The organism is Scytonema sp. UIC 10036, from assembly GCF_009725235.1.
Genome location: NZ_WJFC01000072.1, coordinates 18,736 through 42,510, shown reverse-complemented (window position 1 = coordinate 42,510; position 23,775 = coordinate 18,736). Strand labels below are relative to the sequence as shown.

The following is a 23,775-nucleotide window of genomic DNA, read 5'->3' as shown; positions in this document are numbered from 1 at the left end:
GATTCTGCGACACATATTTAGTATTGGTATCGCACTAAGATTGTGAAATGACAGCCCGTGCTTTATCCAGAGATGCCTTGAGATGTTCTGCTAAAACCTGGACTAATGGTTCTCTAATGATGCTATAGTGATTGCCAGCAAGCGTATGAGTTTTTACTTCAGACGCCACTAACTGCTTCCAACCCCCGCTTAAATCATGGGTGTCATCCTCCAACTCCTCGCTGGCTCGAAAGAGGGTAACTTGGTTTGGATAGACCTGCGGGGTATAACTGCGCTCGGCTTTAAGGTTCGTAATGCAAACCTCCAGAAGACGATGAATTTGTTGCAGCCCAGCTTCCTGAGGCATGATGTTTGCTCTCCTTGCCTGTTGTAGTACGTAATTGAGCTGTTCCTCTGGCTCTTGGTGCTGCAGATCCTCAACCGTTACGCCAAGATCTTTCCCAAATCGACCTCCTAGGTCTCTGGCAAACCAAGCCAACAGCGAGCTTCTATCAACTTCTGTCGATTTTGTACCGGGAATAGGTGCCCAACTGTCTATCAAGGCAACATGAGCGACTTGATGACCAGATGAGTGCAACTGCTGCGCCATTTCAAATGCTACAACTCCTCCAAAAGACCAGCCGCCAAGAAAGTAAGGACCTTGTGGTTGAATAACACGTAACTGTTCAATGTAGTAGGCTGCCATCTCCTCAATACAAGTGAAAGGCTCCTGTTCCCCATCCAAACCTGGTGCTTGCAATCCGTAAAATGGTTGCTCTTGTCCTAAATGTTTTGCTAAATCGGTGTAGCAAAGAACATTTCCGCCCACAGGGTGTACGCAGAAAAACGGTGGCTTTGAACCCGCAGTCTGAATTCCTACCACACTCGACCAAGGCAAGGAACTGCTTTGCTGATGGAGAGTATTTGCGAGCTGTTCAATCGTTGCTCCTTGAAAAAGTACAGAAAGCGGCAGATCTTGCTTAAACTGCTGCTGAATTTGCGCCATCAGGCGTACAGCTAAAAGAGAATGACCGCCAAGTTCAAAAAAATTATCGCTAACACCAATCGGGCGGATATCCAAGAGTTCTTCCCACATTTGCACGAGCTGCAGTTCCAAGGCGTCACGGGGTGCGATCGCACCTACCTCTACAGTTCTTGATGCAGCTGCTGCTAGTAGGGCGCGACGGTCTACCTTACCATTAGGTGTAAGTGGCAAAGTATTTAGGAAAACGAAGGTGGCGGGTACCATGTACTCGGGAAGCTTTTGTTGGAGAAAGTGGCGCAGCTCGTTAGTCGCAGGAGCCGATTGATTGACAATCAGAAATGCCACCAGACTTTTGTTACCAAATTGATCCTCCCGTGCCAAAACCACAGTTTCCCGCACTGCTTGGTGTTCTGCTAGAGCCGCCTCAATTTCTCCCAGTTCTACGCGGAAGCCGCGAATCTTGACTTGGTGGTCAATTCGACCAAGGAACTCTATATTGCCATCGGATAGGTGGCGAGCTAAGTCTCCAGTTTTGTAAAGCCGCGCCTTGGGATCGCTGTTAAAGGGGTTGGGGACAAACTTTTCTGCCGTTAGGGTAGGTTCATTAATATAGCCAGAACTTAACACTTCTCCACCGATATACAAATCCCCAGGAACACCAACCGGACACGGGTTGAGGTAGGAGTCAAGAATGTAATATTGTGCGTTCTGAATTGGCTTTCCATAAGGAATGCTGTTCCAGTGTGGCTTCACTTCTGTGATTTGATAGTAATTAGACCAAACCGTCGCTTCAGTTGCACCGCCAAGGGCGATCGTCTCAACGCCAGGAAAGCTTGTCTTAAGCAAATCTGGTAGCGTCAACGGTACCCAATCACCACTCAAAAACACCAGTCTCAGTTGACTCTTGCTTGTCATAGATTCTTGAGACGGGAAAAAGGGAACAAGCTGCTGAAGCGCAGCAGGAGCTGAATCCCAGAATGTGATTGGCTCGTTGTAAAGTATGTTTAACAGAACAGATGGATCGCGCACATCACTGTTAGACGCAACACGGATAGAGCCGCCCGCAGCCAAAAGTCCGAAAATATCATACACTGATAGGTCAAAACTCAGTGATGTTACAAATAATACTCTATCGGATGCATTGATGTTAAACGTTTTGTTAACCCACTCAATCAAATTGATGACTGGTTTGTGCTGAACAACGACTCCTTTGGGAGTACCTGTGGAGCCAGATGTAAAAATGACATAGGCAATGTCCTCTGAACTGGCTTGTTTTGGCAAATTTTCTTTTGGTAAGCAATCTAAATATGAACGTGTCCATATATACCAATCTCCAGATGGCTGCTCGGTAACCTCTTGAGAAGTATCCAGACAAATTAAGTGTTTCAGGTCGGTAAGTTCTGGTTGCAAATCCTCAATCAACTGCAATTGGGAACTCTGAGCAATCAGGCTCTTAATTTTAAGAGAGGAGAGAAGCCATTGAATCCGTGCCTTTGGCAAACTGGTTTCAATAGGAACGTAAGCACCGCCTGCTTTTAAAATACCTAACAAAGCAGGAATCATTTCCAATGAACGGTTCAGATAAACAGCAACCAGTACTCCCGGTCCCACCCCTAGTTGTTGCAAGTGATGCGCCAACTGATTGGCTTGGGCGTTAAGTTCGGCATAGGTCAATTGTTGGTTCCCAAAGACAACAGCAATATTGTCTGGTTGACGTTCTACCTGCTCCTCGAACAGTTGGTGGATACATTTGTGTTTCTGATAATCTGCCTTTGTATTATTAAAATCAACCAACAGTTGCTGACGCTCTGTATGATTGAGAATATTTAGCTCGGCGATCGCGGCTGCCGAATTATTGACAAGACTTCTCAACAATGTTTGAAACTGGCTCATCAATCGCTTGACATTCTCAACAGAACATAAATCAACATTGTAGTAAAAGTCTGTTCTCAGAGAATCCTGGCTTTGAATACAAGAGAGTTTTATGTTAAATCTCTCAATACAGGTATACTGTTGATAAATTGAGAATAACAGTTTACCTACATGATACTTCCTTGATTCTTTCTCGAAGCTAAATTGGAAAGGTAAAAAAGACAATCCCTGACCATTTTTATTTGCTGCTGCAACTTGTTCCCAAGTAAAGTATTCCTGCCATTTGTAAACTTCCGTAGTTGATGCATTTATTTGAGTCAAAATATCCTGGAATTGGAGTTTATTTTGCAAACAACAACGAACAGGTAAATATTTTTCCAGCAATCCTAACGCTGATTCTAACTCCTCATATTTGCGACCATTGTAAGCAGTCCCTACAATCATTTCTGACTGTCCGGTAAGCCGCCAAAGCAGAATCTGCCAGCAAGCTAGGAAGAAATCAGAATACGTAGTCTCATATTTTTCGATAAGTGCTTCGATATCGGCAACTAAATCTGGTTCAATTGTCAAGCTGAGAAATTTGGGAGAAAATTCTGTCTCATCAACCTGATTCGCAAAAGGAAGCTTGGCAGTAATAAAAGAAATATCTTGCTTTTGCCAGTAATTTCTTCCTATTTCTCCTTCCTCTGACTCAATCAATTCATTTTGCCACTCAGAGATATCAGCATATTGCATTGGCTCGTTGAAAACTTCCTCGTTCTGCAAACAAGCAGTGTAGGAAAAACTAATTTCACATAGCAGATTGTTCAATGTTGCTGTATCGGCGCAAATAGCAGGTAAGCTCACAAGCAACAGGTGTTGAGATGGCGAAAGAGCAATTAAGGATAGATGTAGTAAAGATTGCTCAAAATCAAAAGGCAATTGCAGTGCTTCCAGAAAGATTTGATCAACTTTTGTCTTTTGTTTTTCCGGTGCCAAGCCAATCAAATTGTGTTCTTGAATCGATGGTATGTGACTATCATTGATAACTTGAATTGGGATTCTCATTCCCGGCAGATTGTGAAAAGTCGTCCTGAGGATCTCGTGTTGATTGACAACGTTTTCTAAGGCTACCTTTAAAATCTTAAGATTGAGCTCGCCGTCGATTTGAATAGCACACTGTACGCGATAAGGCTGGTTATTGTTACCTTGCTGCAATAACCATAAATGCTTTTGCTGGGGGGAAAGCCTAAAACCTTCAAGAGGTTGTACTTGCATTTTTCTCTACGCTCCTTTGCAACAATTTTGGTTGTTAAATGATTCAGACATACCTACAAAAACTTCTTGTTTGCCAACAAACGGCGCACGACCGTGTGCAGTTAGTAGATTATCCAGCATTAATACATCTTTTGAATGCCAGGTAAAACTCACCGTTTCTTGGTGATAACAATGGCGAATCTCATCTAATACTGAAGCTTCAATCTCAGAACCATCACCATAATAGGTATTGTTGGGAAATTCTTCGTCTAATGCCATGAGAGCTTCGCGTATCGCTGGTTCTAATGTAGAGATGTGGAAAAAGGCGACTTGATTGAACCACAGTAGTTCGGCAGTTTTTGGATGTTCTAAGATAGCTGGTAAAACTGTGCAAGTTTTCAAACGGCTATTATCTTTCCATTCAAATTCAATGTTAGAGTTGCGGCAATACTTCTCTACTACAGCTTTGTCTGTGGTTTGAAAAGCTTTCTGCCAAGTAGAACTGAATCCACTTCCATAATTGCGGACTAACATCCATTTCTTTTCTAGAAAACGCTCTCTAATTTTTGGATCGAGGCGTTGAAAAATTTTGTGACAATTTGCGATGGGTGTTTCCCCGCCACCCTCTGCTGGTTTCGCACAGAAAAAGAAAATCTTCAAGGGAAAAATCTGCCTGTCGGAATATTCATTGTGGAAAAATATGTTTTGCTCGGCATAGGCAAACTCGTTGTGTATGTTTTGCTCGGCAACTGACTCTATCAAATCCCTAGAAGTTGACCCGATCAAATGCTCAAAATCAGTGACACCATTCACTTCAAAGTCTCTGAAAAGTATTCCACCGTGCTGACTTAACTTGCTATCAATAAACTCCCGATTGTTTATTGCCCAATCTGCTAAATTTAACCCTTCTACAGTGGGTTTTACTACCAGAGGTAGGGGATTTTCTGATAGAAGCTCTACCTTAATCAAGGCTTCCTCTGACATTCTGACAGCTTTTCGCTTGACAGTGCCTATCTTATTAATGGTAGGACTTTTAGATTTTGAATTGTTCATAAGAATAAAAAATTTTAGTTATTCAAAAGTTCTGCCATTCCTACCAAAACCTTTCGCGTACCTGTATAAGGCATACGTCCATGCGCGGCTAACATATTGTCCAGCATCAATACATCTCCTTCCTGCCAAGGAAAAGTAACTGCTTCTTGCTGATAAATATCCCGAATTTCATCTAATACTGATGTTTCAATTTCAGAACCATCCCCGTAATAGGCGTTGCGGGGGAAATCTTTTTCGCTAAAGACTGACACAAGTGATTGACATACTTCTGGATTCACACTAGATACATGGAACAAATGAGCCTGATTAAACCAAACCATGTCACCTGTTTTAGGATGTGTGGCAACAGCCTGACAAACCTGACGGGTTCTTAAATGATTGCTATCTATCCACTCAAACTCAATGCCAGCCTGACGGCAATAATCCTCTGCCTCAGATTTTTCTGTGGTTTGAAAAACATTTTGCCAAGGTAAATCGAGTCCATCACCAAAGTTTCGTAAGTTACGAACATACATCACCTTCTTCTGCATGAATTGCTCTTTGATTTTTGAGTTGATGCGTTGGTAAACTTTCCGACTGTCAGCAATTGGTGTTTGCCCGCCTACCTCTGCCGATTTCATGCAGAAAAACCAAATTTTCATGGGCCAACTAAGAGTCCAAGATAGCTCATTGTGTAAAGGAATGGATTGATTGGCAGGGTATTCTGTCGAAGTGTATATTTTACCACTGACATGACTGCGCGGCGTTGAACGATGAGAATATTCCACCAAATCTGTAGAATTTGCTTTGATGAATTCCTCAAATTCCGTAACTCCATCTAAATTAAAGTTCCGAAAAAGAAGCCCTCCATGCTTGAGTAAATTGCTTTCAATAAACTCTTTATTGCTGCTAGCCCAAGCTATTAAATTGAGACCGTCTACAGTGGGTTTAATAACTAGAGGTAAAGAGCTACTATTCTGGCAATACTCTGTTTCGATCCATCTTTCTTGACATTGGTTGAAAACTTTTCGCTTTGCCCTATTTAAATTGAGACTAAGCTTTTCTGGTTCTAAATTTTTCATAGTGTTTCTTTACCTTTCAACTACAAGCTACTGAGAGCTTTCCGCTTGACTTTTTTTAATTTCTGGACGCTGGTTTTTTCAATTTCCTTTTCCTTCTCGCTTTGCTGCTGCAATTGTGCATCTTTGAAAATTTTTGCCAGTGTGTCTAGCTGCATATCAGGCTGTTCAACAACCGTCTCTAAAAGTGTTTCAAAACATTCCGCCATTTGGACGATTGTAGAAGCATCAAACAAGTCTGTCTTGTACTCAAATAAGCCTTGGAGCGTTTCAGATTCCCATAACCCGAGCTTTAAATCGTGTCTGACCATACCACTGTTGAGATCTAATACAGTCATATTCAAATCTGGAAGTTGCAAAGATGGCATGGGGGTATTTTGGAGGACGAACCATACCTGAAATAACGGCGTGTAACTGCTGCTTCGTTCTGGTTGAAGAGTTTCTACTAACTTTTCAAAAGGCACGTCTTGGTGTGCATACGCCCCTAAAGCTACCTGCTTCACCCGGTTTAGCAGTTCGCGGAAACTAGGGTGACCGGATAAGTTTGTTCGCAGTACTAGCGTGTTGACAAAGAAGCCAATGAGTGGTTCAGTCTCCTTGCGGTTGCGATTGGCAACAGGCGAACCAACTGAGATATCGTCCTGCCCGCTGTAGTACCAAAGTAGGGTTTGGAACGCTGTGAGTAGGGTCATGAACAAAGTTGTCCCTGACTGCTGGCTCAGCAGCTTAATACGCTGGGTCAAACTTGGTGATAGCTCAAAGGATTGGAAGGCACCGCGTAAGTTCTGCACTGATGGTCGCGATCGGTCTGTTGGTAGCTTTAACACAGGTGGAGCACCTGCTAATTGCTGTTGCCAGTAAGCTAGCTGTGTTTCTAGCACATCGCCTTGCAACCACTGCCTCTGCCAGTATGCAAAGTCAGCATATTGGATAGACAGTTTAGGCAGTAGAGGGGATTTTCCACTGGAGAAAGCTTCATAAAGCGTTGCCAACTCTTGGATGAGTACACCCATTGACCAACCATCGCAAACAATATGGTGTATCACGAGTAGCAAGACGTGCTTTTGCTCGTCTAATTGTAACAGCATCCCTCGTAACAATGAACCACTTGCCAGGTCAAAACACTGCTGAGCTTCCTGTTGAGCTATTCTTTGGACTTCCGTCTCCATCACATCTTTTGGCAACTGCTGTAAATCTACTAGTGGCAGTGTTACGGTTAGGTTTGGCGCTATGACCTGAACCGGTTGTCCTTCTACCGTTGCAAAGGCGGTTCGCAGTGCTTCGTGACGCCTGACAACTTCATTCAAGCTTTCGTGTAGCGCTGTTACATTCAGTGAGCCAGTCATTTGGACAGCAGCAAGAATGTTATAGGCAGTGGTGTTAGGATCTAGCTGGTGAATAAACCACAGCCTCTGCTGGGCAAAAGAGAGCGGCAAGCTTTTATCTCTTGTAATGGGTAGGATGGGCAAGGCTTGCACGTTTTGACTTTTTTGCTGAATAGTTTCAATCGCAGCAGCCAAGTCAGCTATAGTTGGTGCTTCAAACAGATTACGCAGTGGTAACTCTACCTCTAAGGTTTCGCGGATTTGCGTAACCAGTTGAGTTGCGAGTAAAGAGTGTCCCCCTAAAGCGAAGAAGTTATCTTGGATACCCACTCGTTCGATACCAAGAACCTGACTCCAGATGTCTGCCAGTACCTGCTCAATTAACGTGCGAGGTGCGAGATACTCCTGTTCTAACTCTGGTCGCAAACCTTCCGGTACAGGTAAAGCCCGACGATTTACTTTGCCATTGGGTGTCATCGGTAGGGTGTCTAGGATGACTAAAACAGATGGCACCATGTAATCAGGTAGCTTTTGTTTCAGGAAACGGCGTAGCTCGCTAGTGGTAGGAGCCCGGTCTTGCTTGGGAACAATGTAGGCAACTAAGCGTTTGACACCGGGCTGGTCTTCCCGTGTTACGACTGTGTTCTCCCGTAAGTTTGGATGCTGTGCTAGCGCAGTTTCGATCGCACCGAGTTCTATACGAAAGCCCCGCACCTTAACCTGAAAGTCATTGCGACCTAAAAATTCAATGTTCCCGTCTGGTAAGTAACGGGCTAGGTCACCCGTTTTGTACAAGCGGCGATCGCCCAAATCATTGCTGAAGGGGTTGAGAATAAACCTCTCAGCAGTTAGCTCTGGTCGATTGAGGTAGCCTCTTGCCAAACCAACACCAGCAATGTATAGTTCACCAGGCACACCAATAGGTACAACCTGCATACGTGCATCCAGTATATAAACCCGTGTATTAGCAATAGGGCGACCTATGGGGGGCGCATCGGTTTGCACTAGGTCTGACACGATCGCAGCTGTTGCAATAACAGTGCTTTCCGTTGGTCCGTAGAGGTTGACTACGCTGAAAGATAATTTGTCAGGGATTCGATGTAGCTTATCTCCTCCTGTAGATAAAAACCTCAAGGACAAATCTTCTGGTAACTCCTGGGCTAAAACGACTTCGGCAAGTGGCGTTGGTAGAAAACAGATAGTAATTGCCTTGGCACTTAACCATTGCAACAGCTTTGAAGGAGAATGACGGGTGTCTTCATCCGGGATATAAATGCTTGCTCCTGCAATTAGGTTAGACCATAATTCCAATACTGAGGCATCAAAGGCAGGTCCTGCCAAATGTGTTGCTCGGTCTGTTGGTGTCACCTTGTAGAAACTCTTGTACCAAGTGACAAGATTCGCTAACCCAGTGTGTTGAACCTCCACTCCTTTGGGTTTGCCTGTAGAACCTGATGTATATATTGTATATACTAGGTGTTCGGGAGTTACGCAGCTTACAGGGTTGGCACGGCTTTCTGGCTCAATAACTTTCCAGTCCGTGTCCAAGCAAACCACAGTTGGATTATGGATTTCAAAAGGTAATCCTGGCTTTAACTTTTCCTGAGTGAGCAGCACGGGTAACTGAGCATCTTCCAGTATGAATGCCAACTGTTCTTTTGGATACATTGGATCTATTGGAACGTAGGCACCACCAGCTTTGAGAATACCAAGAAGTCCCACTACCATCTCCAAAGATCGCTCCATGTAAATGCCCACGAGCACATCGGGTCCCACACCCAGGCGTTGAAGATAATGAGCCAGTTGGTTGGCACGTTGGTTGAGTTCATGGTAAGCGAGCTGGCTTCCTTCACAAACGACTGCCATAGTATCGGGAGATCGCTCGACTTGGGCTTCAAACAAGTGATGGATACACTGATGCGGGTAATCGACTTTAGTGTTGTTCCACTCCACCAATAAAGTTTGCCGTTGCTCTGTTGTCAACAGTGGCAAGTCCCAAAGGCGTTGCTCTGGGTTGGTGACAATACCTTCGAGCAAGGTTTGAAAATGACCTGCCATACGCTGTATAGTGCATGGGTCAAATAAGTCGGTATTGTACTCAAAAAAGCCACCTATCCCCTCTGGCATCTCCGTTAGTTCAAGTGTCAAATCAAACTTTGCCGTGCTACTTTCTATATCCAATAGACGCAGATCTAAGCCTGGTAACTTTAAGGCTGGCATTGGAGCATTTTGAAGGGCGAACATGACCTGGAACAGTGGGTTGCGACTGGTATCGCGTTCCGATTGGATAGCTTCTACTAACTTCTCAAAAGGCATATCTTGATGAGCATATGCTTCTAATGCCACCTGGCGCACCCGTCTTAATAACTCCCGAAAGCTGGGGTTACCTCCGAGGTTGGTTCGCAAAGCCAGAGCATTGACAAAGCACCCAATCAACTCCTCAGTTTCTGCCTGTGCGCGATTGGCTATTGGTGTTCCTACAAGGATATCATCCTGCCCGCACCAACGGTATAGCAGCACCTTGAAAGCGCAGAGCAGTGTCATAAATAAAGTGCTTTTTTCTTGATAACTCAAAGCTTTGAGTGCCTCGGTTAAAGACTGAGGAAGCATCAATGGGTGGCGTGCGCCTCGGAAGGTTTGAACTGCAGGACGCGGACGATCTGTAGGTAACTCCAGCACTGGAGGATGTTCGCCTAGCTGTTGTTGCCAATAACAAAGATGTTGTTCCAAGACCTCTTTTTGCAACCACTCGCGCTGCCAATGAGCAAAGTCTGCGTATTGGATCGGTAACTCAGGCAGAGGAGAGGATTTCCCGTCTAAGAAACTACTGTAAAGCGCTGCAAGTTGTCGTACAAACACCCCTATCGACCAACCATCAGAAATGATATGATGCATAGTCAGCAGCAGTATATGCTTTTCCTCACTAAGTTGTAGTAAGGTCATTCGCAAAAGTGGACTTTTAGTCAGGTCGAAAGGTTGTTGCGCTTCGGCGAGAGCTAGTTTTTGCACCTCTGCATCTTGCTCAGACTGAGGTAACTTTCGCAAATCAACTACAGGTAGATTCACTGAAATTGCCGAAGCTACCAATTGCATTGGTTGGTTCTTGATAGTGGTAAAAGTGGTTCGCAGTGCTTCATGACGCCGCACAATCTCGTTGACGCTTTCATGCAGTACCGTCACATTTAGCAAACCAGTGAGTTGCACTGCGGCAAAGATATTGTAGGTAGATGTGTTGGGATTCAACTGTTCGACAAACCACAGCCGTTGTTGAGCAAAAGAGAGGGGAAAACAGTTAAACTCAGTTGCGGCTTCTGAAATCAACAGCTCCAATAGTTCCTGTTTTTCCGGAGACAGTTGATTTATATAGGCGGAAATATCATCCATTGTCACGTTTTTTCAGCTTTCAAGCTATGTATTTTCTGTTGAAATATGTTTTTGACTTCGTCTTCCTCAAGCTGCGCCAGTTCCTCCACAAGCCGATCCAGATGTCTTTTTTGTCTGGGTATTGCTTGTATTTTTGGCATTTTGTCTTTCTGCTGGATTTGGCTAGATTCAATTACCCGCGCTAACGCAGCTACTGTAGGTTCCTCAAACAAAGCAAGCAAAGGCAGTTCTACCTGAAAGACGGTTTGTACTTGATGCACAACTTGGGTAGCTAATAGAGAATGCCCTCCTAGCTCAAAGAAGTTATCGTGGATACCAATTTCCTTAACCTCCAAAATTTGGCTCCAAATACCTACTAGTGTTGCTTCAACAGTTGTGCGGGGCGCAGCAAAAGCTGTTTCTAAATCGGGTCTTGCCAAGTTAATGGACATAAGTGCGCGACGGTCTACCTTGCCATTAGATGTTAACGGTAAGGCATCCAGCATCACGAAAGCAGACGGCACCATGTACTCAGGTAATCTTTGTTTGAGATGCGATCGCAGTTCGTTTACCCCATGAACTAATTCTGGCTTGGGAACGACATAGGCTACCAATCGTTTGCGATCGGCTTCATCGACTTTTGCCAGCACTACCGATTCAAGTACCTTTGGGTGTTGAGATAAAGCTGTCTCAATCTCGCCCAATTCAATTCGGAACCCACGTATTTTTACTTGATTATCCAGTCTCCCAATATACTCAATGCTACCATCAGGCAGGTATCGTACTAAGTCACCAGTTTTATACAAGCGTGAGTCTAACTTGTTGCTGAAAGGGTTGGCAATAAACTTTTCAGCAGTTAACTCTGGTCGGTTCAGGTAGCCACGGGCTAAACCCTCGCCACCAATATACAATTCACCAGGAACTCCAATCGGCACGGGTTTGAGGTAACGGTCTAAAATATAAACTTGAGTATTGGCAATGGGACGACCAATGGACACTACATTGTCCTCTGGCTTAACCAAAGCCCAGGTGGAATAGGTCGTGTCTTCCGAGGGACCGTAAAGATTAAAGACCTGTTGCACACTATGTTGATACAGCTGCTCTACAAGTTTTTTCGGAAGAGGTTCACCTGCTAAGTTAACAGTACGTACAGAAGTGGGTATACCGTCAACTCTCAGTAATTCTGCTATTGCTGAAGGAACCGTGTTAATCAAAGTGACTTCCTTTGCAGCAGGCAAACTGGGCAGATGTAAAGCATTCTTAGCTAAAATGACCTTGCCACCCCAACTTAGCGGAACAAACAGCTCGAAGACCGATAAATCGAAGCAAATGGAGGTTGATGCCAAAACGCCAGTCAAATCTTCAGGGGTAAAAACCGTTTTTGCCCAACATAGAAAAGCGACTGTACTGTGATGTTCGATCGTAACAGCTTTGGGCTGACCTGTGGAACCGGAGGTGTAAAGTACGTAAGCATTATGTGTGGGTAGAACCTGAATGTTGGGGTTATCCTTGCTTTCTCGATCGATACTTGGACAATCAGCGTCTAGATACACGACTTGAGCAGAGGAATCTGGAACAGCAACTAACCGCTTTTGGGTCAGCAATATTGGTGCTTGGGCATCTTGCAACATGAAGCTAGAGCGTTCCTGGGGATAGTTGGGGTCAATAGGGATGTAAGCACCTCCAGCTTTCAGAATGCCTAAAAGCCCGATCGCCAAATCAACCGATCGCTCTACGCAGATCCCGACCCGTACCTCTGGCTTGACACCCAGCTTTTGCAAATAATGTGCTAGTTGATTTGCTCGTTGATTCAACTCTCGATAAGTGATTTGCTCTCCTTCAAAAACGACCGCAATGTTGTCGGGGGTGCGCTCCACTTGTGCCACAAACAAATCATGGATACATATATTTTTGGGATACTCTACCCAAGTATCATTCCACTGCACCAGCAATTGATGCTCTTCGGCTGGTGTCAACAATGGCAAATCAGACAACCTCTGCTCTGGGTTAGCAACAATACCTTCTAGCAAGGTTTGAAAATGCCCCGCCATCCTTTTGATAGTGCTAGCATCAAACAAATCTGTGCTGTACTCCAACCAGCCTTTGAGTCCGTTTGGTGTTTCTTCCAAGTCCAGTGTTAAATCAAACTTTGCTGTTTTGTTGTCAATCTCTAACGGACTCAATTTTAGACCAACAAATTCCAAAGCGGGCATGGGAGTATTCTGAAGGGCAAACATCACTTGAAACAGGGGCGAGTGGCTGGTACTGCGCTCTAGTTGCAGGGTTTCTAACAGCTTTTCAAAGGGCAACTCCTGATGCTGATAAGCTCCCAGAACCACCTCGCGCACTCGACCCAAAAGTTCTCTAAAGGTGGGATTGGCTCCTAGATTGGTACGCAGCACCAGCATATTGATGAAGAAGCCAATCAAATCCTCGGTCTGTGCCCGGTTACGGTTGGCGACAGGAGAACCCACAAGGATATCTTCTTCCCCCGTGTAGCGGTAAAGCAGTATTTTGAAAGCTGTCAGCAGAGTGATAAATAAGGTGACGCCTGCTTGTTGGCTGAGGTTGTCGATCTGCTCTGACAAAGACTTGGGTAACAGCAGGGCTTGCTTAGCCCCGCGAAAGGTTTGAATCGGTGGTCTTGGTCGGTCAGTGGGCAACTGTAGTACGGGGAGGCGACCACCAAGTTGCTGCTTCCAGTAAGTCAGTTGTGCTTCCATTACCTCCCCTTTGAGCCACTGCCGTTGCCAAACTGCATAGTCTGGGTACTGGATGGGGAGTGGAGGCAGGAGTACTCCTTTGTGATTGGAAGCATTGTAAAACGTAGCCAACTCCCGCACTAACACGCCAAGAGACCATCCGTCTGAGACAATGTGATGCATTGTCAAAAGAAGTATATGCTCTTGTTGAGATAAGCACAGTAGTTTACCTCGCAACAGGCGATCGCGTGTCAAATTAAAAGGTTGTTCTGCTTCCTGTGCGGCGATCTGTAAGGCTTGGGCTTTTTGTTCGCTTTCAGAAAATTGTTGCAGGTTGACGATCGGCAGCACAAAAGTAGACGCAGGATGAATCACCTGAATCGGTTGCTCATCTTGAGTTATAAATGTCGTTCGTAAGGCTTCATGACGCTGCACAATTTTGCTAAGACTTTGCTCCAATGCCACCACGTTCAACTGCCCTTCAATACGTATTGCAGCCGGGATATTATAAGCTGAGCTTTCTGGTTGTAACTGGTTGAGAAACCATAGCCTAGCTTGGGCAAAGGAAAGAGGTGCTTTATCTGGGTTTTCTCTGGGAGCAATTTTTGGTGTCTCGTCTAGTTCGACACCCTCCTCTGCCAGTAAATATGCTAGAAGTTCTCGCTGTTCCGCAGAAAATCCAGTTTTCTGTATTGATTCTTCAGTATCTTTCATACTTCTTTGCTTTTCTTTAGGTGAAGCGTTGTTTGTACGTCTTTGGCGGACATGGCTGTAATTTTTTGGAAAATCTCAGCAATCTTTTCCATCTGCCCTGGTTTTGTTTCATGAGTCAGCATAATTTGCGACAGCTTTGCTACAGTAGCTGCCTCAAAAAGGCTGTGTAAAGGTAGTTCTACCCGGAAGACATCTCGTATTTTGGACAGGACTTGGATGGCAAGCAGCGAGTGTCCCCCTAACTCAAAGAAATTGTCGTGAATGCCGACGCGCTCGATTTGCAAAATTTCATTCCACATCGTGGCTAGAACTGCTTCCAACGCCGTACTTGGAGGAACATAAGTTTCGGTCTGCTCAAAGCTAACAGTATCCGGCGTTGGTAAGGCACGGTAATCTATCTTACCATTGGGTGTCCGTGGCATTTCTGCTATGGTAACAAATATACCAGGAATCATGTAATCAGGCAAATAGCGAGACAAGTAGGTGCGTAAGCTTTTGGCAGATAGTTGCTGAGAACTTTTGTCTAGATTAATTTTACCTTGAGGGAAAAGCAACTCATAGAAAGGACTGCGCTTGTCAGGTTGTTGATGGTGGAGTGAGTCATAGGCAAATACGATCGTTTCCCCGTTTTGCCTAATTAAATATCCTTGAATCCGATAATCAGGATTGACATTGTTGTCACTTAAGTGACCTATACACATGGCTTCGATGGTGTCACCTGGATATACTTCTATTCCGGGGTAGAAGACGGGGAAATAAACTGGCAACCAGTTAGAGTTCTGTTGTTCGATGCTGTTGATAAGAACACCAGGAGCTGTGTACAAATTGAGCCAAAGGAGAAAACCATCTAATCTACCAAGCTTGGCGATCTTCAACGTAATTTTTCGACTATATTCAGTCTCCGTGAAATCACTGAAGTTCAAATCTTCAAAAATGTCTGTATCGGAGATAATGTTGGCTTGGGGAAAATTTTTGATACACAAGCGCAGATCGAAGGGATGACCGAGGTGCGTAAATATCTGTTGCACGTAATGACCGGGTGTCTCGTGAAAAATGGGATTTTGTAGTTCATCGGGTAGGGAAACTGCCGCAATTTTAGTCAGCGATCGATGTGGAATCATGCACCCGTCTTCTTTTAGGAAGCGTCGGGCATCATTGAGAATAGCAGCTACTCCTTCAGATCCACCAATAGTCCCAATGATTTCAGAAACGCAAACATCGACTTTTTCCGGTAGGTTAACTTCCTGAGAGTAACCGTGAATCAAGATAATTTTGTCTTCCAAACCAAGGCGTTTGACAAGGGCGGTAGCGCAGTTATAAGCTTCTTTACTTCCTTCAATAGCGTAAACTTTTTTCGCTCCAGCTGCAACACACAAGCGTGCCAGAATCGCATCCTGACCGGTGCCAATCTCAACCACGACTCGGTCACGAACTAACTCGTTGATGGCATATTCATAGCTTTGATTGCGCTCTTCATCGTGGGTCATGGCATGGTACAACAATTCGTCATACAAAGGGTATTCGCCGACGGAGGGCCAAAATTCGATTTGTTGATGGCGACTTTTGGGTACCAAGTAAGCCAGTAAACGCTGACGAGACGCATTGGTGTTGGTATCATATTGCATCAGTACAGATGCTTCTTCAATACTTGGGTGACGACGCAAGGTGGCTTCAATTTCGCCCAGTTCTAGACGAAAGCCCCGCACCTTAACCTGATCGTCAAGGCGACCAAGAAATTTGATCTGGGCGTCTGGTAAATACAGAGCTAAGTCACCAGTTTTGTAGAGCCGCGCCCCTGGTTCATCACTAAACGGGTGGGGAATGAACTTTTCTGCAGTAAGATCGGGGCGGTTCAGGTAACCATGAGCTAAACCAACGCCACCAATATAGAGTTCACCTGGTACGCCAATCGGAACGGGTTGTAAATGCTCGTCTAGAATGTAGACTTGCTGATTGGCGAGCGGACGACCAATGGAGATAACTGATGAAAGGCGATCGCATACCCAGTATGTTGCATCAATAGAGACTTCTGATGGACCATAGCAATTATGGAGTTCTACACCACAGAGGCGAGCAAAGAAGCGATCGCGAACCTCTAGGGGTAACGCTTCACCACCACAGGTGACATAACGAAGTGCGGTACAAGCGTCTAAGCCCGGTTGATCCAAAATCATTTGTAACATACTGGGAACAAAATCCACAAGCGTGATTTGCTGTTCTGCCATCACTCGCACAAGATAACTGGGGTCTTGCTGACCGCCTGGTTGTGCCATGACCAGACACGCCCCAGACAACAACGACCCGAAAATTTCCCAGACTGACACATCGAAACTAAAAGAAGTTTTCTGTAACACACGAGCACCGACTGCAAGTTGGTAACGCATGATACCCGAAACCAGACGATTAACAATCCCTTGGTGGGGAATCATAACCCCTTTTGGTTGCCCGGTAGAGCCGGAGGTGTAGATGATGTAGGCAAGGTTGGCGGGAGTAGCAGTCCCAGTTGGGTTGTCTGCGCTATTTTGGGCAATCATTTCCCAGTTTGCATCCAGGCAAATCACCCTAGCTTTATGTTCGGGCAAACTAGCGACAAGGTTTTGTTGGGTCAACAGGATTGTTGCCTCAGTATCTTTCAACATAAAGGCGAGGCGTTCTTTTGGATACGTTGGATCGAGGGGCACGTATGCGCCACCTGCTTTAAGAATACCCAGGACTCCTACCACCATCTCCAAAGAGCGTTCCATGCAAATGCCAACCAATACGTCCGATCCTACATCAAATGACTGTAGGTGATGTGCTAGTTGATTGGCCCGACTGTTCAGCTCGCGGTAGGTCAGTTGTTTGTTTTCAAAGACCACTGCAACAGCGTCAGGAGTGCGTTCTACTTGGGCGGCAAATAGCTCGTGAATACATTGCTGTGGGTAGTCTGTCTTAGTATTGTTCCACTCCACTAACATCTGATGCTTCTCAGCAGGCGTCAACAGTGGCAATGTTGAAATAGACTGCCTTGGATTGGTAACTATACTCTCAAGCAAGGTTTGAAAATGACCCGCCATTCGGGCGATAGTGTCGGCTTCAAACAAATCTGTATTGTACTCTAACGATGCAATAAGTTCTTCGCCCACTTCTGCCATCATCAATGTTAAATCAAACTGCGCCACCCGCACATCCAGTGCCATAGACTCCATCTCCAGTTCGCCCATATGCATCCGTGCTCCAGCGACGCCTAAAGCAAAGGATGCCAAGCTTTCTTGCTTTTGCAGATGTGCTTTTTCCAAGACAAACATAGTTTGGAACAGGGGCGAACAACTCGGATCGCGTACTGGTTGCAGCCGCTTTACCAACAATGCAAAGGGGTAGTCTTGATGTTCAAAAGCATTGAGTACGGTCTGTTTGACTTGACCAAGAAATGCCTCAAAGGACATTTTTCCTGAAAGATGTGCTCGTAAAACCACTGGATTTACGAAATATCCCACCAAACCAGCCAAATCAGCACGGCTCCGCCCCGTTGTAGGAGAGCCAACCAGAATATCTTTTTGACCTGTATAGCGGGACAAAAGCATTTGATAAGCAGCTAGTAAGGTCATATAAAGAGTAGCTCCTTGAACGCGGCTTAGAGCTTTAAGTCTCTGAGTTAGCTCCGCATTCAGCTTGAAGGGTACAGTTGCTCCTCGATAGGTTTGAACTGGTGGTCGAGGTCGGTCGGTCTGTAGATTTAATATTGGTAACTCCCGAGCGAGTTGCTGCTGCCAGTATGCCCAATGGCGATCGCCTTGTGGACTGGCTAACATATCTGCTTGCCACCGGGCACGATCGCCGTACTGTGGCATCAGCATGGGAAGGGATACGAGGATGCCATTCTTTTCCGCCTGGTACAGAATACCCAATTCCTCGACGAAGACAGCCAAAGACCAAATGTCGCTGATGATGTGGTGTATAGCTAACAGCAGAATATGCTCCTGAGATGACCGGGCAAACAGATTTACCCGCATCAAGGGACCGCGTTCCAAATTGAAGGGGCGGTGCGCCTCTTCCAAAAGCCTTTCGTTTAGAAATTCCTCGCTCCAACTAGAAACGTCCTGCGTCTGGAAGTGAAAAGAACTGTGTTGATGAACCTGTTGAATGGGTTCCCCGTTGAGAGCACAGAAGGTTGTCCGTAGAGCAGGGTGACGTTCTACCAGTTTGCCAAAAGCACGTTGCAATGCAGCAATGTCCAATTCTCCATGTAAGCGTACAGCACTAACAATGTTATAAGCTACACTCTCAGGTGCTAGCTGATGCAGGAACCACAATGCGCGTTGACCATAAGAAAGGGGGTGTTGAGTGTCAATGTTTTTAGCTGAGGTGAGCGTAGTTGCTTCGGTAAAGCTAAATGCGGTTAATTGAGTGAGTATTGTGCTTGCGAGTTGGGCGATACTATCACCTTGCAAAAAACTTGTCATAGGCAAGACCACGCTCAGATCGGTTTCGATGCTGTGCTGTAGCTCTATTGCCATCAGGGAGTCCAAACCTAAGAAACTTAAAGGCTGCTGCAAGTCCAACTGGGAAGGGGCTATCTTCAACACCCGCGCCACACAATCCCGAATATAAGACTCCAATAACGGCTTTCGATCTTTTGGCTCTATTGCTAAAAGGGCTTCGCGAGTCAGGTTTTCTTTGCTTTCGATCGCGTAAGTCTCTTCTAAAACGCTGCTACCTACTATATGTAAGCTTTCGTTGAAGAACCCAGCGCGACAAGCATGACGTTGAATCTTGCCACTAGAAGTTTTTGGGATACTTCCTGGCTTAAGCAGTAGGACACCATACACTTGTAATTCGTGATTTTCTGCAACTGCTTGCCGAATGGCTGCAATGACTTGCGGAACATCCAAAGAACGCAGGTAACTGCGTTTAACTTCAACAACAACCACCAGTTTCTCTTCACCTGCCATATTAATTGAAGATGCTGCGCTACAACCTGGTTGTAATGCCACATGACTCTGTTCTACGGTGAGTTCGATGTCTTGGGGATAATGATTGCGACCTCGGATGACGATCAGGTCTTTGAGGCGACCTGTAATATACAGTTCACCTGAGTGCAAAAACCCTAGGTCGCCAGTGCGGAGAAACGGACCTTCTTTTGTGTCGTTAAGGTATGCACCAAAAGTATGTTTTGTCTCTTCAGGGCGGTTCCAATAGCCCCCAGCGACAGAAGGACTATTTACCCAAATCTCTCCAATTTGATTGGAAAGACATGGGGTTAGGGTTTTAGGATCTACGACAACAATCTTTTGGTTCAACAGGTTTTGACCGCACCCTATCAATCTACGGATACCCTCATTCTCTTCAGAGGTTTCTACCACTTGGTTTTGTTCCAAGCTTGAACTTTGAAATGTTTTCACCGTTGGCGGGTCTGCCTTTTTGCCTCCACTGACGAGCAACGTTGCTTCAGCTAGCCCGTAGCAGGGGTAAAATGCTTCTTGTCGGAAGCCACACTGGGCAAAAGTCTGTGCAAAACGCTCTAAGGTTTCGTGGTGGATAGGCTCAGCACCATTAAAAGCTACGCTCCAACTGCTGAGATCCAGAGTTTCCCGTTCTTGAAGTGTAATCTTACGAACACATAAGTCATAAGCAAAATTGGGTCCGCCACTGGTGGTTGCTTTGTATTGAGAAATTGCCTGTAGCCAACGCAGGGGACGTTGCAAAAAGTCTACTGGTGACATAAGCGTGACTGGGAAACCAGTATAAAGGGGCTGTAGCACTCCTCCGATTAGCCCCATATCATGGTAGGGCGGTAGCCAGATGACGCCTTGACTGTTAGGTGTATGCTCGAAACACTTCTGGATTATGGCTGAGTTGTGAAGTAAGTGACCGTGGCTGAGTATGACACCTTTAGGAATACCCGTAGAACCAGATGTGTACTGAAGGAATGCTAGTGTATCTTTAGTTAATACTGGCTCCTGCCATTCTTGTTCTAGATTGGCTTCTAGGTTGTTGGTTGCTATCCAGCGCAGAGTTTTTAGAGCCGGAAACTCAGTACTTTTTTGTTCGATGTTGGATAAGACGGTGGTGGTGGTTAGGGCAATGACTGCTCGTGCATCTGCCACGATTGCCTGCAGTCGGAACAGAGATTGGTTGGCGCGGGGTGGATAAGCAGGGACAGCAACGACGCCCGCATATAAACAACCAAAAAACGCTGCTACGAACTCCAAACCAGGAGGGTAGAGCAGCAAGGCGTTCCCACCAGTGGCACCTATTGATTGCAAGTAAGTAGCGATCGCCCGTGCTTGTCTGTCCAATTCTTGATAAGTCAGGCTTGCGCTTTCTGTTTCTCCATCTCGTAGAAAGGTAAAAGCCAGTTTGTTTGGTTGGTGTTGCGCCCTGTATTGCAACAGGCTTACTAAAGTAGGAACTTTCATTTCATTTAAAAAGTCAGTCATCTTACTTGCGTCTTTCTTAAAGATTTAACAATTTCAATACGTTGGCAGGTAAAAAAGGACTTTCATCCAGAGTTACTGAACTTATAGCGCCTATATAAGTAGTCCTTTTTATACACAGGTTTGGGTGTTAATTTAGGGGTAAAGAAGAAATGCTCATTTTGGCAATGCAGCCGGACTTATACTCATCAATTTTTTCCAACTTGCCTGTTTTCCCAGCAGTGTTAGTTTTCGTTACGTTTTTTTACATATATATGACTCCCGAACTGCCATTCAATTACCTATGGGCGTAGGTAGGGCTAAAGCCCACTCTTCGATGTTATGGAGCATAGCCCCACCTACAAAAGCCGATAATTTGAGAGCGCAAAGGGAGTAGGATCGATGTTTTATAAATGTAACAAAGTTGCCTTGACAAAGTCAGTACCCAAGAGGGTAATTTGGCATCGCTGTCTGTACGCACCCAGGTTTACTGCTGTTTCTTGTGAGAAACGAGCACCCGGATTTCTGCTTGTCAATCTGTAATTTTCAATTCATATTTGTTCCATAGTGTTGCTGATTGTGAACCGAGTGCAGAAAATTTGACATTTTGAAGACGATTCCGCACGGCTGATAAAGACAAGGGGTTTACTAAATGAATTGCAGGTAAGTATTCCTGTGTTAGACGTTGCGTCTGTGCATAAATCTCTTTACGCTTTTCTTCGTCATATTCCTGGGCTGCTTTGATGTAAAGACGACCAATTTCCTCCTCCCAATCAGTGACTTCTCTGCCAATCAAAGGTTCTTGTCCTGCTAGTGGTTTCTGATTAAAGGTGTGCAACCCACCATCAGGTAACCAAACATTTGCTCCATCATGAGGCTCAATTCCTCCAGTAAAGCTTAATAGATAACACTCCCAATCATAAGTATTAGAAAGTTTATCTGTAAGAGTATTGAAAGCAATGGGATTATAATCAACTTGGATACCAATTTTACTTAAGTCTTGCTTGATTTGTGCTCCCATTGCTACACGGGTTTTATTTTCTGTATTTGTTGTTAAAGAGAAGCGGACGCGGTTTCCATCTGCATCTAATAACTGGTTTCTATCATTATATTTAAAGCCTGCTTCTAAGAGTAATTTTTTAGATTTTGCTGGGTTGTAATCGTATACTTTCAACCCTTTTTCTGGAGGAAAATAGTAAGGGCTTTGAATGTCAATTGGGGAATTTTGCAGCACACCAATTCCTCGAAAGGCATTATTGAGCATTGCTTGACGATCGATAGCATGGGCAACTGCTCTTCTAAAGGCAAGGGTATTAAACCAACGAGACTTTGTCGGGTCAACCACAGGCTGACCATTCTGCCGTCGTCCTTTGTTTAAATTAAAGGAAATAAAGGTTTTGCTAAAGCTTGGACCACCATTATAAATTTGAAAATTTCCCCGGTTTTCCTCTTTTTTCAGTAGGGAAAAATTTTCGGGAGAAACAGTGACTGTATCTAATCCACGAGAGCGAAATTGCAGTACTATCGTATCAGTAGATTCAATAATTTGCCAAACAATCCGCTCAATATATGGTAACTGATTGCCTTGACTATCTTTACGCCAGTAATAAGGATTACGTCGAAAGACGACACGCTGGCTAGGAGTATAACTTTCTATTTTATAGGGACCATTGACAATAATTTTGCTGGGGTCAGCACCTGTTCCCCAAGTGGATAAGAATTGAAAATTGCCATTTGCATCTTTGGATTTTAAGGATTCAGCCAAGACGTGCTTTGGCAAAATAGCAACTGTACTTGCTGTGCCTCCTGTTGTTGTGTAAAGAAACGGTGCAAAAGGTTCAGGAAGAATGAATTCAACTTGGCGAGTGTCTATCTTCCTGATGTTGGGAAAAGCACCACTCAAACCTATTTTCAAGCTATCTTTCCAATCAGTAGGAATTGTTGGGTCAAAAATAATATCTTGATAAGTAAAGATGACATCATCGGTTGTTAGTGGTTCGCCATCTGACCATTTCAAACCCTCTCGCAAGGTAAAAACAATTCGCATTTTATCATCAGAAATTTCCCAGGATTCTGCTAGGGCTGGCTCAATTTTTCCTGTCATACCATTGAGAGTAGTTAGCCCTTCGGAAGTAAACAAAAAAACGTGAGGGTACTCTTGATTGAAGGCGTAGTTAAAGGTTTTTGGGTCACCGATAGTACTAGTCACCCATTGGGATACATTTTGTGCCGCCTCAGTTTTAAACTCTGTTGGGTTGCAGCTAATGAAAATCAGGCAAATTAGCCATAGAGTGAATATCAGTAAAACTGAAAACCAACGACGACGAAGAGAAAAGAGAGCAAAAAGCATGGGACAAACATTGTATACTTTTTGCATAATACAACTCAAGTTACTGTAGAAACCCATTACTACTGGTAATTGAATGGTACTCCCAGGGAGTGAAATACTCTGCTTACGGTGGCGCACTTTGGAACCTTTATGAATTGAAAGTGACAGATTGATAGGTTACTCTTGCGCCCCCTCAATGTAGAGGCATCGGTGAGAGGTTAAGACAATCTTACTTTTGTCAATTAGAAATTATGCTGAAAATTTGGAAAAAGCAGAAGTATTAAGTTAACTCTTGTACTTAATTTTTGGGGCGACAATGAATGATACGGCTCAAGATTATGCGTTCGCGTAGCGGCGGCTTCCGCATCGCCGACCTAAAAATTCTGTTTCCGACCCCGATTTTGACAATATTTTAAGTATGATTGCTTATTGACAAATTGTATATGACCTTAACCTCTCACGAATGGCCAGACCTGGTTCAAGTTCACCTGTTACTCCGTTTTCAGCAATCAATCCCTCGTAAATAGGACCAAAAACGCTGGGTGATTCATTGCTCAGTCAGTACTACGTTAAAGGTTTTCGGCTCAGAAGCAATAGAGTACGTCAATTGGGGTACTTGAGCAGCTGCGGTTTTCATCTCTGCTGGATTGCAGCCGTTAAGAACTAAGGCTATAAAACCAAGTAAAGTAAAAATCCAACTGTGTCGCAAAATCGGTCGAGAAATGTATGAATTCATAACTTTGAGGTTTTTGGGTCACTCCTAG

8 protein-coding genes are annotated in these 23,775 nt (G+C 44.7%); all 8 read right to left on the bottom strand.

What is annotated here, in order from left to right; genetic code table 11:
• Positions 1-34: 34 nt before the first annotated feature.
• The gene (locus tag F7734_RS29290) at positions 35-4,093 is read right to left on the bottom strand and encodes a non-ribosomal peptide synthetase (RefSeq protein ID WP_155748096.1); all 4,059 of its coding nucleotides are present in this window, start codon (positions 4,091-4,093) and stop codon (positions 35-37) included.
• Between the two features lie 6 nt (positions 4,094-4,099).
• Complete coding sequence (locus F7734_RS29285; RefSeq protein ID WP_155748095.1) at positions 4,100-5,125, bottom strand: TauD/TfdA family dioxygenase; 1,026 nt, start codon at positions 5,123-5,125, stop codon at positions 4,100-4,102.
• A gap of 14 nt (positions 5,126-5,139) precedes the next feature.
• Positions 5,140-6,186, bottom strand: coding sequence for a TauD/TfdA family dioxygenase (locus tag F7734_RS29280; RefSeq protein ID WP_155748094.1), 1,047 nt, complete (start codon positions 6,184-6,186; stop codon positions 5,140-5,142).
• A 20-nt stretch (positions 6,187-6,206) separates the two neighbouring features.
• Positions 6,207-10,892 carry a non-ribosomal peptide synthetase gene (locus F7734_RS29275; protein WP_155748093.1) on the bottom strand — a complete coding sequence of 1,562 codons (4,686 nt, stop codon included), beginning with the start codon at positions 10,890-10,892 and terminating at the stop codon, positions 6,207-6,209.
• A gap of 2 nt (positions 10,893-10,894) precedes the next feature.
• Positions 10,895-14,287, bottom strand: coding sequence for a non-ribosomal peptide synthetase (locus F7734_RS29270; protein ID WP_155748092.1), 3,393 nt, complete (start codon positions 14,285-14,287; stop codon positions 10,895-10,897).
• Positions 14,284-20,706 (bottom strand): non-ribosomal peptide synthetase, encoded by a 6,423-nt coding sequence (locus F7734_RS29265; protein ID WP_155748091.1) that lies wholly within the window; start codon positions 20,704-20,706, stop codon positions 14,284-14,286. Before F7734_RS29265 ends, F7734_RS29270 begins: the two co-directional genes overlap by 4 nt.
• A 508-nt stretch (positions 20,707-21,214) precedes the next feature.
• Positions 21,215-23,032 carry an ABC transporter substrate-binding protein gene (locus F7734_RS29260; protein ID WP_155748112.1) on the bottom strand — a complete coding sequence of 606 codons (1,818 nt, stop codon included), beginning with the start codon at positions 23,030-23,032 and terminating at the stop codon, positions 21,215-21,217.
• A gap of 526 nt (positions 23,033-23,558) precedes the next feature.
• The gene (locus F7734_RS29255; RefSeq protein WP_207714243.1) at positions 23,559-23,747 is read right to left on the bottom strand and encodes a hypothetical protein; all 189 of its coding nucleotides are present in this window, start codon (positions 23,745-23,747) and stop codon (positions 23,559-23,561) included.
• Between the last annotated feature and the right edge of the window lie 28 nt (positions 23,748-23,775).

Excerpts from the sequence above, each read along its gene's own strand:
- F7734_RS29260 (WP_155748112.1), bottom strand. The coding sequence starts at position 23,032 with ATGCTTTTTGCTCTCTTTTCTCTTCGTCGTCGTTGGTTTTCAGTTTTA.
- F7734_RS29270 (WP_155748092.1), bottom strand. The coding sequence starts at position 14,287 with ATGAAAGATACTGAAGAATCAATACAGAAAACTGGATTTTCTGCGGAA.
- F7734_RS29280 (WP_155748094.1), bottom strand. The coding sequence starts at position 6,186 with ATGAAAAATTTAGAACCAGAAAAGCTTAGTCTCAATTTAAATAGGGCA.
- F7734_RS29285 (WP_155748095.1), bottom strand. The coding sequence starts at position 5,125 with ATGAACAATTCAAAATCTAAAAGTCCTACCATTAATAAGATAGGCACT.
- F7734_RS29290 (WP_155748096.1), bottom strand. The coding sequence starts at position 4,093 with ATGCAAGTACAACCTCTTGAAGGTTTTAGGCTTTCCCCCCAGCAAAAG.
- F7734_RS29275 (WP_155748093.1), bottom strand. The coding sequence starts at position 10,892 with ATGGATGATATTTCCGCCTATATAAATCAACTGTCTCCGGAAAAACAG.
- F7734_RS29255 (WP_207714243.1), bottom strand. The coding sequence starts at position 23,747 with ATGAATTCATACATTTCTCGACCGATTTTGCGACACAGTTGGATTTTT.
- F7734_RS29265 (WP_155748091.1), bottom strand. The coding sequence starts at position 20,706 with ATGACTGACTTTTTAAATGAAATGAAAGTTCCTACTTTAGTAAGCCTG.